Here is a 13,421-nt window from a genome sequence, read left to right as displayed (position 1 = left end):
CCTACGGCAGCTTTTCACTGTCGTCGGTTTCGGCATCCTCGTCGTCGGTTTCGACGGCCGGAATGGCGTAACCTTCTGAAAACCAACGGCCTAAATCGATATCAGCGCAGTGTTTGGAGCAGAATGGCCGGTATTCCGACACCATTGGCTTATGGCAGATTGGGCACGCTGCGTTGCTATCTTGTAACGGTTTCGACATCAAAAGCCTCTCTGTCGCCGCCAGCGCGGGCGGTGAACTGAACGGTAATAGCCCCTTTGCGGGCCAGTGCAGGGCGCAGCGCCGCTTCCTGACTGTCGAGCCAGGCGATGACTTCCGCCGCGGCGGTCACGTCAATGGTGGCACCGGGGGCGGTCTGCGCGGCCGCTTCTATACGCCTTATCACATCCTGCGCAATGGCGGCGGGGCGGCGCAGATGTGCCTCGCCATGGCAATGGCGGCAAGGCTCCGCAATTCGCTTTTCGTAAGGTTCGCGCACACGCTTGCGCGTCACTTCGACCAGACCGAAGGGCGAGGGTGGTGCAACGATGGCCGGGCTGCCATCCCAGGTCAGGCTTTGCTCGAGGGCTTCAGTGACGCTGGCCATATGATCCGGTTCGGTCAGGTGGATGAAGTCAATCACGATGACCCCGCCAATCCCACGCAGGCGGACCTGTCGGCCGATCTCACGCGCCGCTTCCATGTTAACGTTTAAACTGTTGTTTTCTAAACTGTTTCCGCTGGTGTAGTGGCCGGAATTGACATCGACCGAAGTCAGCGCCTCGGTTCCTTCCAGCATGATCCAGCCCCCTGATGGCAGTGCCACCCGGCGGTGGGCCAGCGCAAGGATGTCGTTTTCGATCTCATCACGATCGAACAGCGCGCCGGGGCCGCTGAACAGGGTGATGCGCCCCTCCATCGCGGGCATGGATTGGCGGCAATAAGCGCGGGCGCTCTCGGCGGCTCTGGCATCATCAAAGATGATGTGGTCGGTGTCTTCATGAACGAGATCGCGCAGGGCGCGTTCAACCGGTCCGCAGTCACGATAGAGCAATTGGGGCGGCCGGGTGGACGATCTGGTCTGCATCAGGGCCAGCCATGTGGCACTCAGCGCTTTAGCTTCCTCCCATAGCGCATCGAAAGTGCTACCAAAAGCACTCGTGCGCAGGATGAAGCCCGCATTATCAATCAGCGCGTCGGGTTCCTGGGTCAGCAGGCTTTGGCCCAGCGCTTCCAGACGGCGATGTTCGGTTTCGTCGGTGATGCGGCGTGAAACCGCGATGCCGGGTTGTTGCGGCGTCAGCACCAGAAGTCGCCCCGGCAGGGTCACGGCGGCGGTCAGCCGCGCCCCCTTTTCGCCAATGACGTCTTTGACGATTTGTACCAACGCGGTATCGCCTTCGCGCATGAAACCGCTGATGCCCTTTTCCGGGGCGATGTCGCGCCCCTGTGCCAGGGGCAACGCTTCCCGTGCGCCCAGAAAACCCGCCTTTTCCATTCCGATGTCGACAAAGGCGGCCTGAATGGCCGGAACCAGCTTGGTGACCCGGCCCAGAAAAATGTCGCCGATCCGGCTGGCACCATGTCGTCCGCCATCCTCCAATATCGGGGTGCAGCACAGCTGCTGTAAGCGGCCGTTTTCGACGACGGCAACACGAACCTCGGCAGCACCGACATTGATCAGGATAGATTTGGTCATGGCTTCCACGGTACATCACAAATTTCGATTATGTGACAGTACCTATTCCTGTTCAGAAACGCTATCAGGGTGCGGTATTGCGTTTTGCTTCAAGGGAGTTCGGTGGTTGTTATGAAGATCCTTGTTCCTGTCAAACGTGTTGTCGATGCTAATGTGCGCGTGCGGATTGATGCTGCCGGCACCGGTATACAGGCCGATGGTCTGAAGATGTCGCTCAACCCCTATGACGAAACGGCGGTTGAAGAAGCCGTGCGCTTTAAAGAACGCGGCTGGGCCGACGAGGTGGTGGCAGTGACCATCGGCACCACGGCATCACAGGATGTGCTGCGCACCGCGCTGGCGCTGGGCTGTGATCGTGCCATCCTGATTGAAGCAGAGACGGCACCGGAATCCCTGGCCGTTGCTGCGGCGCTGGCGGCGCTGGTGCGGCACGAGACGTTTGATCTGATCCTGGCCGGGCGACAGGCGATTGATGGCGATCATGGTCAGACCGGCCCTATGTTGGCGCAGATTCTGGGCTGGCCACAGGCGGTGGGGGCATCGGCCATCACGCGGGACGAGGCCGGGTTGACAGTGGTGTGTGAAACCGAGCGCGGCAGTGAAACCTTGGCGTTGCCGTTGCCGGCACTCATCAGTGTCGATCTGCATCTGAATACGCCGCGTTATGTATCCTTGCCTAGATTAATGAAGGCCAAGAAAAAGCCGCTGGAACAAAGGGTTCTGGCCGATTTTGCAACCCCGGCCGCCCCGTTATGGCAGTCGGTTGCGCTGCACGAGCCACCACCGCGCGTCGCTGGTGAGACGGTGGCGGATGCCGCCGCCTTTGTTGCGGCGCTGATGGCAGAGGATGTGGCGTTATGACGGTTCTGGTTCTGGCAACGTTAGACGATGGCCGCCTTGATCCGGCGGTGGCGGCGGTGGTGACGGCGGCAGCAGCCTTTGCCACACCGATCGAGATTCTTGTTGCAGGGCAGGGTGTTAGGCCCGCTGCTGAGGCCGCTGCCGCGCTGGCTGGTATAGCCCGGGTGCGCCTGGCCGAGGGCGCGGGGCTGGCCCACCAGCCTGCCGAGGCGGTGGCGGATCTGGTTCTGGCATTGGCGGCGGAGTACGACGCGGTTCTGGCATTGGCGGCGGAGTACGACGCGGTTCTGGCCCCGGCCAACGCCAAGGGGCGGGCGGTGCTGCCGCGTGTGGCGGCCGGATTAGGAATGCCGCAATTTTCTGATGTTATCGCGATCGAAGCGCCGGACCGGTTCGTCCGCCCGATCTATAGCGGCACCCTTTTGCAGACCGTCACGACCACCGCGCCGCAAAAATTGCTGACCATTCGCGCCAGTGCCTTTGCGGCGGCGGGGGCGCAACCGGCCGCCCCGGTGGTGGATGTTGCGCTGCCCACCACTGCCAAAACAGCCTGTTTTCTATCGGAAAACCGCTCAACCAACGATCTGGAGAATGCCCGCATTGTGGTGGCGGCGGGCCGTGGCGTGGGCAGCCGCGAAGGCTTTGCCGCTGTCGAGGCGCTGGCCCAGCAACTGGGGGCGGCGGTTGGCGCCACGCGGGCGGCGGTCGATGCCGGCTATGCCCCAAACCAGTGCCAGATCGGCCAGAGCGGCCATAGCATTGCGCCGGATATCTATATTGCCATCGGCATTTCGGGTGCCATTCAGCATGTCGCCGGTATTCGGGGCGCCCGCTGCATTGCGGCCATCAACAAAGATGCCGAAGCACCGATTTTTCAGATTGCCGATATTGCACTGGTCGGTGATCTGCATGACGAAATCCCAAAACTGATTGAAATCCTGCGTCAGCGCGGTAGTTGACGCACTATTATTTCAGCCGCAGCGTATTTTATTACAAGAAAACGCATCACATACCGGCCTGTGGTGCGTTTTCTTATGCCTGACGCGCCCAAATGCTGGATAGCGCGTCTTACCGGTTGACATGCGAATGACTCTCAAATAGATTTATTTATAACAGTTCTAATTCGCACTGAAGGCGGTGATCGCCATGAGACTATCCAGCACCGGTGAAGCAACACTCTCCACGGATATCAGCGCCCGCACCGTGGCGGCCATGAACGAGACTCTGAACGGGTCCCGTCATGGTCTGAAAGCGATGCTGCCTTTCGTCGGCCCGGCTGTGGTGGCTTCGGTGGCGTATCTCGATCCCGGTAACTTCGCTGCCAACATTCAGGCCGGTGCCGGTTACGGCTATCAGCTGTTGTGGGTGGTGGTGGCGGCCAATCTGATCGCCATGCTGTTTCAGTCGATGGCGGCCAAGATCGGCATCGTCACCGGCCGTAATCTGGCCGAGCTGTCGCGCGATCATTTTTCCCGTCCGGTCCGGCTGATGATGTGGGGCGCGGCCGAGGTTGCCGCCATGGCCACCGATCTGGCCGAGTTTCTCGGTGGTGCGGTCGGCTTCATGTTGCTGCTCCACATTCCGCTGATCCCGGCGATGGCGGCGATGGCGGTATTGACCTATGCCATCTTAAGCGTTGACCGCGCAGGGTTCCGCCCGATGGAGCTGGTGATCGGTGGCTTCGTCGCGCTGATCGCCATCGCCTATGTGCTGGAGCTGGTGATCGCGCCGCCCGACTGGGCCGCCGCAGGCCGGGGCATTGTGTTGCCCCACATTGCCGACAGCGGCGCGCTGTTGCTGGCGGTGGGCGTGGTCGGCAGCACCGTGATGCCCCATGCCATCTATCTGCATTCCGGGCTGACACAGGCCCGCGCCCCGGCGGCGTTCGACGGCGAAAAGGCGCGGCTGATCCGTTATTCCAATCGCGAGGTGCTGGTGGCGCTGGGGCTGGCCGGGTTCGTCAATCTGGCGATGGTCATCATGGCCGCGCATGCCTTTCATGGCATGGGCGAGGTGGCGACACTGGAAACCGCCTATCGCACTTTGATCCCGGCACTGGGTGGCGCGGCGGCGGGCCTGTTCCTGATCGCGCTGACGGCGGCGGGTGTTTCGAGTTCTGTCGTTGGCACCATGGCGGGCCAGATGATCATGCAGGGCTTTGTCGGCTTTCGCATTCCGATCTGGGTGCGCCGTCTGGTCACCATGCTGCCAGCCTTTGTCGTCGCCATTGTTGGGTGGGACATCACCCACGCACTGGTCATCAGTCAGGTGATTTTAAGTGTGGTGCTGCCGGTGCCGATGTTTGCGCTGATCCGCTTAAGCCGCCGTGCCGATCTGATGGGCCGCTTCGCCGCCAGCCCAAAGGTGACGGTCGCCGCCACCGCCGCCGCAGTGCTGGTCATAGGCCTCAACGTTTTCCTGATCGGGCAAATTGTGCTGGGGTGATCGCGCTGCCCGCCAAGGGTTGTGCCTGTAAATTACGATAGTGATCCCGTCTCGCTACCAAAGCCGGATTGCACTATTATCGGGCGAGATATTACGCCCCGGCATTTGGTTTTGCCACATGCAGATAGCCTGAAAATGCTGCATCATCGACGGTTGAGGCTGTCGCTAAGTCTGCAACATCTGGGCTTTGTAAGGTGACTGGATATGGATGTAAGTAGTCCGTCTGTTATAAAACCGATATTGCTAAAACGGGAGGTGCTGCCATATATCCCGTTGATTGTGATAGCGGCAATTATTTCAATAGCAAATATTTTCTTGTATCTGGAACAACATATCGCAATACCGTTCTATGCGATCATTTTTGTGTGGTTGCTTGTATTAGGTAATCATTATTTTTTATGGGTATATAGAATAGGTATTTTACCAGAAGGCATCTTACAAAAGTCTAGCGGTTCAAAACCGATGTTTATTGCGTATCAAGATATTAAGAAGATTACATATGAGGTGCAGTTACCAATTCATGGGGACGGGCGACCATTCCGGCGCATTGCAATTTATGGCAAAGTCACGGTTTATGGTTCACAAAAACGGACAGTGCGACAGTACATAGATGTATCACTTAAACATTTTACTTTGTCTGGTGTACGAATGTTATTGCGAAACATTCATGAGGCCCGCCCAGATGTTATTATGCCAGATGTTGTGATACGTGAAAAAAAGTATCCTCTTTTGTAGTATCGTCAGTGTACTAATTGTTGTGTTTACGGTCGTCTTTTGTCCGGTAAATGCACAGTCAATCGTGGTTCCTGTTAACGTATGGCGCAGGGGAGACGATGGGATGACTGTTAGGCTAACAGGTGCAGTCGAAGATGCCTTTCGTGCTTCTGATATGTTTGTCATGAGTAGCACCAAAAAATGGGAACGTTGGTTGTGATGTTTCCTACGCATGTTAAATGGAAGCTGGTTGATGGTAAAAACAGATATTTTACGAGGTCCAATTTTATCAGCGGACGATAAGAACATCGATACCAAAACTGGATCGTGCCGGGAAGGCGCACTACAGAAATGTGCGGATAACATCATTCGTGATGCGCGGGGGGCGGCCGACGGCACCACGACATTCTTTCATCAGGACAAGCGGGGCAGCGTGATCGCGATGAGCGATACGTCGGGCGCGGTGGCCGAGGGGCCGTACACCTATGACAGCTTTGGGGGTGGCGCCGCGACGTCTGGCGCGGCCTATAAATACACCGGCCGCTGGCTCGTCCCCGAAACCGGATTGTACTGTTCTCGGGCGAGATATTACGCCCCGGCGCTGGTGCGTGCTATGGCAACGGTTTTCAAGAAGTCAGTTAGTGGCATAACAAAGTAGACCGAAAAACAAATCGTGAATCAGGTCCAAGAAAAATTTCAACAAGTTAGAAACCAACCACACAAGAGTTGTTATACGACTACATCTGGTACACAAACGTGTAATTAGGTATCAAATTCCGTTGATCGTATGTTCTTATGGGGATGAAATGTGGAAAAAGGCATTTAAGCATTTTTTTAAGATGTCTGTGTCATCCGTGCTGATTTTAGCTCCGATCTGTATCATCCAATATCTTATTGATGGATGGGATTCAATTGTCGATCCGGAGTTTGTTAGGCAGGCATTACTTTATATTAAGATTGCATTTTTTGTGTGTGTAATTTCGGTATTTGGTGAATTGTATTTTTGGAATAAACAAGGCTAGGAGAAGGCTAACCCCTATTGAGCTCCCAACTAGGCAATAGCGCTTCCTATGTTGTCTCAAAGTTCTTGGAGAGCCTGGCGATGACGAGATTCCCGAATATGATGCATCGGGCAATCTGACATACCGCTATGTGCCGGGGGCGGCGGTCGATCAGCCGGTTGCACGGGTGGCGGCCGACGGCACCACGACGTTCTTTCATCGGGACAAGCTGGACAGGTGGTCGCGATGAGCGATACGTCGGGTGCGGTGGCCGAGGGGCCGTACACCTATGACAGCTTTGGGGGTGGCACCGCGACGTCTGGGGTGGCCTATAAATACACCGGCCGCCGTCTCGACCCCGAAACCGGATTGTACTATTATAGGGCGAGATATTACGCCCCGGCGCTGGGCCGGTTCTTACAGGCCGATCCAGCCCATGAAATTAATAATAATGCCTGCTGATGGGTAAGTATCCGCAATGAGACTAAAAGAAATATATTTAATGTTTTATTGCTTTGGGCGGCGTGACATTAGTTGCGTCTTATGGTGCGGACGTTTGGAGCGACGCAAAACCCATCTGTAGTGTCATTTCAAAATCGTCCTTGTTTGATGGTGTCAGAATTACAACTAAGGGCACGCTCCATAGAATACCTCATGGTTTTGTTTTTTCTTCTAGTGATTGTCCTAATGTTTCGGTTGAAGTGAATGATGCGGATAATTATTCTTATGATGAAACTGCAAAGGAGACCCTGTCACACGAGCTCGACCGCAATCGGTATGCGCGTATAGATGTTGTTGTGAGTGGTGTTTTCAGAAAATACAAAGACGGGCAATGGACTTGGAGTCTTTATCCGTATTCTATAGAGATAGATAGATTAATTGCTGCAAAACCAAAAAACAATAATTAACATAGCATAGATGATGGTAGTTTTTCTTGTAAAAATATGTCCGTATTTTTCTCCATGTGTGTGCAAATGATGGTGCGACATACTCTTTTTTGTATTGCTCTTTTTTTGACCTTGGGGAATCTCGCGCCTGCGGCTGAAGTGCAGACAGACATATGTTCCTTGCTCCAGTCTGCGGAAAAGATGTCCGGCCAGCATGTTCGGCTACAAGCTATTTTGATGACAGATCTGTATGAGCTGGGTGCGCTGAAAGATCGTCGTTGCCCTGATCTATATATCCCTCCATTTTATTATAGGGGCGAACATCCGGATCAAAGTTTGAGCAATTTCGATAAAGAGTTATACAATAATCATAGCTATGATTACTATCCTGCTCCCTATGATAAGGATGGAACGTTTTTTTTAATGGATATAACTGGTGTTTTTATATGGAAGTCTGATGAAAACCCACAAAGCAAATTTGTCATAGACAAGGTTTTGAAATTTCAGCGATTACACGGTGATTGGGAAAAGGCTCAGTAAATTTTGGGGGCTGGCACAGCTTTGCGGGCAGCAGTGTTGGCTATACCAACTGCTACTCGCCGGGCGCAGTGGCGCTGTTTGCTGTCGCCTGTCATTCCCGGCGAGAACGGACGGCACGTCCGTTTGAGGGAAGGGAACCCAGGTGGTTCCGTCTGGTCGGTTCTGTCAGAACACGCATATGCGCATTTTCGCGGGGTCATCGGTCTTTAAGACCTGGGTCCCCTTCCTCAAGGTTCGCTTCACGCTCGCCTTCGTAAGGCGATGACAGGCGTGTGCGGTGGTGGGCTCATCCTTCGACGGGCTCAGGATGAGGGCTTGGGGTGATACAGGATGAGGACTCGGGGTGGGGCAGGGTGAGGACTTGGGGTGTGGTAAGGTGGGGGCACTTAAATCCGTCTCGCCCCAGCCGCATCTGTTCACGTGGGGCGCGCGCCCCCTCCGTCTGGCTACGCCAGACACCTCCCCCGTAAATACAGGGGAGGAGAAGTTCCAACATGCTTCGCCAGCCTTGTGTGGGCTCCCTCGACGGGCTCAAGATGAGGACTCGGGGGGCACGTCCCCGAAAGATCAGGCCGGAACCGGTGTGGCGACGTTCTGGTGGGTCGGTGCGGTTGAGCCGCGGGCAATCAGCTGGCCGGGCAGCTGCACGGTCCGTGGCGGGGCGCCGGGATCGCTGATGCGGTCAAACAAAAGGTGCATGGCATCGCGGCCGATCTGATTGACCGGCTGGGCCACCACGGTCAGGCCGGGTTCGATCAGGCTGGTCCAGGGTTCGTCATCGAACGAAGCCAGTGCAACATCATCGGGACATTTCAGCCCCATATTATGCACCGCGCGCATCAGGCCCGAACCCAGCACGCTGTTCGAGGTGATGATGGCGTCGGGCCGGTCCTGCGCCCAGATTTCGGGAAACAGCTTTTCGGCTTCCTGCGCATAGGGGCGGACAGGATGGGCGAACACCTCCAGCCCGTGGCGGTTCAGCGTGTCACAATAGCCCGCCATGCGGTCGTGGCCGGTGCTGCTGGAATTGCCGAACAGCCCGGCAATGCGCCGCCGCCCGGTGGCGATCAGATGTTCGACCAGCTGGGTGGCGGTCTGGTGGTTGTCGATCACCACGCTGTCAAAGCGTCCGCCGGGTAGGGTGCGGTCGACCAGTATCATCGGGATGTCGAGCGGTTCGGCCTTCATCAGCCGTTTCAGCATGGTCTGGGTCGGCGTGGCGATCAGGCCGGTGACGCGTTCCTCCTACATCGAGCGCAGGTAGAAGGCTTCGCGCTCCGGGTTCTCGTCGGTATTGCACAGCACCACGCGCATGCCCCTGGCATAGGCCAGATCCTCGACCACACGGCTGACCGCGGTGAAGAAAGGGTTACGAATGTCGGCAACGATTAATCCGATGGTACGGGTGTTTTGAGAACGCAGGCGCCGGGCCGACAGATTCGGGCGGTAGCCGGTCGCCTTAACGGCATCTTCAACTTTCAACCGCAACTCTTCACTGACGGGGCCATGCCCCAGAACGCGCGAAACTGTCGCAGGGGAAACCCCGGCGGCTTTGGCGACGTCCTTGATACCGACCGCCGTGGCCAGTTGTGCTGTGTTCGGCACCGGAACCTGCGTAGAGGAGCGGAATTTGGTCATCTTGCACTCATTGCTTCTAGGGATACCGGGTAGTCTGCGATTGCATAGCACGATGCTGTTTTACCCACTTGACAAATACCACTGAAAACGTTTTCAGTCCACCTGTAAGGTATGAAAACGTTTTCATTCAGTCCGAAATATAAATTCCAGGGAGTTGCGCAAAGCATGTCCGCCAGGATTCCCGAGGGCCAGATGCCCACCGTTCTGTTACAGCTGGGGGCCAAACCGGCCAATAAAGCCGAGGCTATTGAACAGGCTGGCGCGATGCTGATCGCCGCTGGCTGTGTCGCGCCCGAATATCCCGGCTCGATGGTCAAACGCGAAGCGGTCGCCGATACATTCCTGGGCAATGGTGTGGCCATTCCCCACGGTCTGGGTGAAGACCGCCATATGGTGCAAACCGGCGGTATTGCTGTGTTGCAGGTGCCCGAAGGGGTCGTCTGGAACGATGGCCAGAAGGCGCATCTGGTCGTGGCCATTGCCGCACAATCCGATTCCCATTTAACGCTGCTCAGGCGCCTCACTCGCCTGCTGCAGGACGAACAGCGGCTTCAGCAGCTGTTCGTCACTTCTAACGGTGAAGAAATCCGCACCGCGCTGATTGAAGATGACAGCAGTTCGGGCCAGCCCACCGGGCAGGCCCCGGCCGAGGATTATCCTTACCATTTCGACTGGCAGGTTCCCTATCCGTCGGGGCTGCATGCCCGCCCGGCGACGCGCTGGGTCGAAACCGCCAAACGCTACAGTGCCAGCATCAAGGTGCGCCATGGGGCCGAAGCGGCCGATGCCAAGGCGCTGGTCGCATTGCTGCAGCTTGGTCTGCGTCAGGGTGAATCGGTTACGGTTTCGGCGCAGGGCGCAGATGCCGAAGTCGCCCTCAAGGCGCTGAAGATCACCATGAACAGCCTGACGGCGGATGAAATCCAGTCGGCAGCGCTGGCGGCGGAACGTGCCGCCAAGCCGGTGGCTGGCTGGAATCCGCCGAACAAACTCGTCACCATTTCGGGCGTGTCGGCGGCCCCCGGTCTTGGTATTGGCCGGGTGCGTAAGCTGGTCTCCGAAGCGCTTGAAATTGAAGATACGCCGGTGGATCTGGCCGATGGTGGCGCGTTTCTGGAAGAAGCCATCACCGCAACCCGCGCCCAGTTACGGTCGCTGGCCGATGATACCGCACGGCGCGTTGGTGCCAGCGAAGCCGGGATCTTCCGTGCACAGAGCGAACTGCTGGGTGATACCGATCTGATCACCAAAGCCTGTCAGAAAATGGTCGAAGGCCATGGTCCGGCCTGGTCGTGGAACGCCGCGGTCGAAGAAGCCGCCAGAGGTCTCGCCACGCAGGGCAATGCGATACTGGCCGGGCGTGCGGCGGATATGCGCGATGTCGGCCGCCGGGTTCTGACCCAGCTCGACCCGTCGCTTAAGCGCGATGAAATCGACGTCAGTTCCAGCGAGCCGGTGGTGCTGATCGCGGAAGATCTGTCGCCGTCCGACACGGCGGCACTGGATGCCAGCAAGGTGGCCGCGCTGGTCACATCGCTGGGTGGGCCGACCTCGCACACCGCCATTCTGGCGCGGACCATCGGTCTGCCGGCGGTGGTTGCGGCGGGCGCTGCCGCGCTGGCTGTCAAAGATGGTGATACGGTCATTGTCGATGGTCAGTCCGGACGGGTGTATCTGAAGCCGTCGGCGGATGATCTTGCTTCGGCGAAGGCGTGGATCGACGAGCAGCAGGCGATCAAGGAAAAAGAAAATCAGGAACGTGCGCTGCCAGCTAAAACCAAGGATGGTCACAGCGTCGACGTTGCCGCCAATATCAATCAGGCCCATCAGGCCGCCTTTGCCCTGACACAGGGTGCCGAAGGCGTCGGGCTGATGCGTACGGAATTTCTTTTCCTTGAAGGCGGTAAAACGCCGGATGAAGACGAACAGTATGAAGCCTATGCCGCCATGCTGAAGTCTATGGAAGGCCGTTCGGTCATCGTGCGGGCGCTCGACATCGGTGGCGACAAGCAGGTGCCGCATCTTAATCTGCCGCAGGAAATGAACCCCTTCCTTGGCGTGCGTGGTGCGCGTTTGTTGCTGCGGCGGCCCGAGCTGATGGAGCCGCAGATCCGTGCGCTCTATCGTGCGGCCAAGGATGCCGATGGTAAGCTGTCGATCATGTTCCCGATGATCACCTCGCTTGGTGAAATCAAGTCGGTGCGTCGGATCTGTGACCGTATCCGCGAAGAGCTGAATGCGCCTCAGGTGCCGCTGGGTATCATGATCGAAGTGCCCGCCGCGGCGATCATGGCGGAATCGCTGGCACCGCATGTCGATTTCTTCTCGATCGGCACCAACGATCTGACGCAGTACACGCTGGCGATTGACCGGCAGAACCCTGATCTGGCCCCCGAAGCCGATGCCTTGCATCCGGCGGTGCTGCGCCTGATCAACAAAACGATTGAAGGGGCGACATCGGCCGGGCGCTGGGTTGGCGTTTGCGGCGGTCTGGCGGGTGATCCGTTCGGCGCTTCGCTGCTCACCGGTCTTGGCGTCAAAGAGCTGTCGATGACGCCGCGCGAAATCCCTTCGGTCAAGGCGCGTATCCGCAAGGCCAATCTGTCGGATCTGCAGGCGCTGGCACAGAAAGCCCTGACGCTGGCAACCGCTGCCGAAGTGCGCGCGCTGGAGGTCAAATAAGATGAGCATGAACAAGATCGTCACGGTGACGCTTAATCCGGCCATTGATATGACGGTCGGTCTGGATGCGCTGGTCCCCGGCGAGGTGCATCGCGCCATAAGCGCCGGGACCAATGCGGGCGGCAAGGGCGTCAATGTTGCGGCTTGTCTGGGTGACTGGGGCGTGCCGGTCACCGCCACCGGTTTTCTGGGTGAAGAAAACGCCAAAGTGTTTCAGACCCTGTTTGCGACCAAGGGCGTGGAAGATGCTTTCTTACGCATCGCCGGGCGCACACGGTTCAACATTAAACTGACCGAGCCGGGCGGGCGCACCACCGATATCAACCTGCCGGGTTTGCAGATTGATGCCGCCATGCTGGAAGCGATCAATACCCAGCTGCACCATCTGAACCCCACATTACTGGTGCTGTCCGGCAGTCTGCCCGCTGGTGTTCCGGCCAATGTCTGGGCGGACATCTCGGCAGAGTGGCGGGCCCGTGGTGCACGGGTGCTGCTGGATGTCAGTGGCGCCCCGCTGGAACAGGTTTTCGCCCGGGCCGACGCGATGCCCTATGCGATCAAACCCAACCGCGAAGAACTGAGTGCCGCCGCTGGCCACCCGCTCGATAACGCGGGCCTGCTGGCCGAAGCCAAACGGCTGCTGGCCCGGGGTATCGGGCTGGTCGTGGTGTCGATGGGCGAGGGCGGTGCGGTGTTCCTGTCCGCGGAAGGGGCACTCTATGCCCGCACCGAACGGGTCGATGCGGTTTCCAGCGTCGGGGCCGGTGATGCCATGGTTGCCGGTATCGTTGCGGCCCTTTCCGAAGGGGCAAATCTGGAACGTATTGCCCGGCTGTCGACCGCTTTTGCTGCCGCCAAGCTGCATCGCGTTGGGCCGCATCTGCCGCCGCGGTCCGAGGTGGAAGCGCTGGCACAAAAAGTCGTTGCCGAAGAGGCCAATAACTGGGTTCAAAAATAGTCCGACGGTTGTCGAGGCT

General features: G+C 57.8%; 12 protein-coding genes and 1 pseudogene. 10 read left to right on the top strand and 3 right to left on the bottom strand.

What is annotated here, in order from left to right:
- Nucleotide 1: 1 nt before the first annotated feature.
- Complete coding sequence (locus tag ACZ5RI_RS10040; protein ID WP_464512285.1) at nucleotides 2-199, bottom strand: DNA gyrase inhibitor YacG; 198 nt, start codon at nucleotides 197-199, stop codon at nucleotides 2-4.
- A complete protein-coding gene (locus tag ACZ5RI_RS10035; RefSeq protein ID WP_464512282.1) occupies nucleotides 177-1,676 on the bottom strand; it encodes an Rne/Rng family ribonuclease in 1,500 nt (499 codons plus the stop codon). Before ACZ5RI_RS10035 ends, ACZ5RI_RS10040 begins: the two co-directional genes overlap by 23 nt.
- A gap of 111 nt (nucleotides 1,677-1,787) precedes the next feature.
- Between ACZ5RI_RS10035 and ACZ5RI_RS10030 the strand changes: the two genes are divergently transcribed.
- From ACZ5RI_RS10030 to ACZ5RI_RS09995, 8 genes are all read left to right on the top strand, one after another.
- A complete protein-coding gene (locus ACZ5RI_RS10030; protein ID WP_464512278.1) occupies nucleotides 1,788-2,537 on the top strand; it encodes an electron transfer flavoprotein subunit beta/FixA family protein in 750 nt (249 codons plus the stop codon).
- Nucleotides 2,534-3,496 carry an electron transfer flavoprotein subunit alpha/FixB family protein gene (locus ACZ5RI_RS10025; RefSeq protein WP_464512274.1) on the top strand — a complete coding sequence of 321 codons (963 nt, stop codon included), beginning with the start codon at nucleotides 2,534-2,536 and terminating at the stop codon, nucleotides 3,494-3,496. Before ACZ5RI_RS10030 ends, ACZ5RI_RS10025 begins: the two co-directional genes overlap by 4 nt.
- 187 nt (nucleotides 3,497-3,683) lie before the next feature.
- Nucleotides 3,684-4,982, top strand: coding sequence for an Nramp family divalent metal transporter (locus ACZ5RI_RS10020; RefSeq protein WP_464512270.1), 1,299 nt, complete (start codon nucleotides 3,684-3,686; stop codon nucleotides 4,980-4,982).
- Between the two features lie 204 nt (nucleotides 4,983-5,186).
- Nucleotides 5,187-5,717, top strand: coding sequence for a hypothetical protein (locus ACZ5RI_RS10015; RefSeq protein WP_464512267.1), 531 nt, complete (start codon nucleotides 5,187-5,189; stop codon nucleotides 5,715-5,717).
- A 232-nt stretch (nucleotides 5,718-5,949) separates the two neighbouring features.
- Nucleotides 5,950-6,354, top strand: coding sequence for a hypothetical protein (locus tag ACZ5RI_RS10010; protein ID WP_464512263.1), 405 nt, complete (start codon nucleotides 5,950-5,952; stop codon nucleotides 6,352-6,354).
- 589 nt (nucleotides 6,355-6,943) lie between these two features.
- The gene (locus tag ACZ5RI_RS10005; RefSeq protein ID WP_464512259.1) at nucleotides 6,944-7,159 is read left to right on the top strand and encodes an RHS repeat-associated core domain-containing protein; all 216 of its coding nucleotides are present in this window, start codon (nucleotides 6,944-6,946) and stop codon (nucleotides 7,157-7,159) included.
- A 62-nt stretch (nucleotides 7,160-7,221) separates the two neighbouring features.
- Nucleotides 7,222-7,605 carry a hypothetical protein gene (locus ACZ5RI_RS10000; RefSeq protein WP_464512256.1) on the top strand — a complete coding sequence of 128 codons (384 nt, stop codon included), beginning with the start codon at nucleotides 7,222-7,224 and terminating at the stop codon, nucleotides 7,603-7,605.
- A 66-nt stretch (nucleotides 7,606-7,671) separates the two neighbouring features.
- Nucleotides 7,672-8,124, top strand: a complete 453-nt coding sequence (locus ACZ5RI_RS09995; protein WP_464512252.1) for a hypothetical protein — start codon at nucleotides 7,672-7,674, stop codon at nucleotides 8,122-8,124.
- Between the two features lie 567 nt (nucleotides 8,125-8,691).
- Here ACZ5RI_RS09995 and ACZ5RI_RS09990 read toward each other — a convergent pair.
- Nucleotides 8,692-9,762, bottom strand: a pseudogene (locus tag ACZ5RI_RS09990) (LacI family DNA-binding transcriptional regulator).
- 165 nt (nucleotides 9,763-9,927) lie between these two features.
- On the opposite strand from ACZ5RI_RS09990, the gene ptsP reads away from it, so the two are divergent.
- Nucleotides 9,928-12,444: a phosphoenolpyruvate--protein phosphotransferase gene (ptsP, locus tag ACZ5RI_RS09985; RefSeq protein ID WP_464512248.1), complete on the top strand. Its 2,517-nt coding sequence runs from the start codon at nucleotides 9,928-9,930 to the stop codon at nucleotides 12,442-12,444.
- A gap of 1 nt (nucleotide 12,445) precedes the next feature.
- Nucleotides 12,446-13,402: a 1-phosphofructokinase gene (gene pfkB / locus ACZ5RI_RS09980; RefSeq protein WP_464512242.1), complete on the top strand. Its 957-nt coding sequence runs from the start codon at nucleotides 12,446-12,448 to the stop codon at nucleotides 13,400-13,402.
- Nucleotides 13,403-13,421: the final 19 nt, after the last annotated feature.

The sequence above is a fragment of the Micropepsis pineolensis genome, from assembly GCF_055392125.1.
Note: the sequence above shows the minus strand (reverse complement) of the source record. Positions and strands in the feature narration are given on the sequence as shown.

Bases quoted from the DNA above. Each gene is read 5' to 3' on its own strand.
- ACZ5RI_RS10020 (WP_464512270.1), top strand. From the start codon at position 3,684: ATGAGACTATCCAGCACCGGTGAAGCAACACTCTCCACGGATATCAGC.
- ACZ5RI_RS10015 (WP_464512267.1), top strand. From the start codon at position 5,187: ATGGATGTAAGTAGTCCGTCTGTTATAAAACCGATATTGCTAAAACGG.
- ACZ5RI_RS10010 (WP_464512263.1), top strand. From the start codon at position 5,950: ATGGTAAAAACAGATATTTTACGAGGTCCAATTTTATCAGCGGACGAT.
- ACZ5RI_RS10030 (WP_464512278.1), top strand. From the start codon at position 1,788: ATGAAGATCCTTGTTCCTGTCAAACGTGTTGTCGATGCTAATGTGCGC.
- ptsP (WP_464512248.1), top strand. From the start codon at position 9,928: ATGTCCGCCAGGATTCCCGAGGGCCAGATGCCCACCGTTCTGTTACAG.
- ACZ5RI_RS09995 (WP_464512252.1), top strand. From the start codon at position 7,672: ATGATGGTGCGACATACTCTTTTTTGTATTGCTCTTTTTTTGACCTTG.
- pfkB (WP_464512242.1), top strand. From the start codon at position 12,446: ATGAGCATGAACAAGATCGTCACGGTGACGCTTAATCCGGCCATTGAT.
- ACZ5RI_RS10025 (WP_464512274.1), top strand. From the start codon at position 2,534: ATGACGGTTCTGGTTCTGGCAACGTTAGACGATGGCCGCCTTGATCCG.
- ACZ5RI_RS10035 (WP_464512282.1), bottom strand. From the start codon at position 1,676: ATGACCAAATCTATCCTGATCAATGTCGGTGCTGCCGAGGTTCGTGTT.
- ACZ5RI_RS10040 (WP_464512285.1), bottom strand. From the start codon at position 199: ATGTCGAAACCGTTACAAGATAGCAACGCAGCGTGCCCAATCTGCCAT.
- ACZ5RI_RS10005 (WP_464512259.1), top strand. From the start codon at position 6,944: ATGAGCGATACGTCGGGTGCGGTGGCCGAGGGGCCGTACACCTATGAC.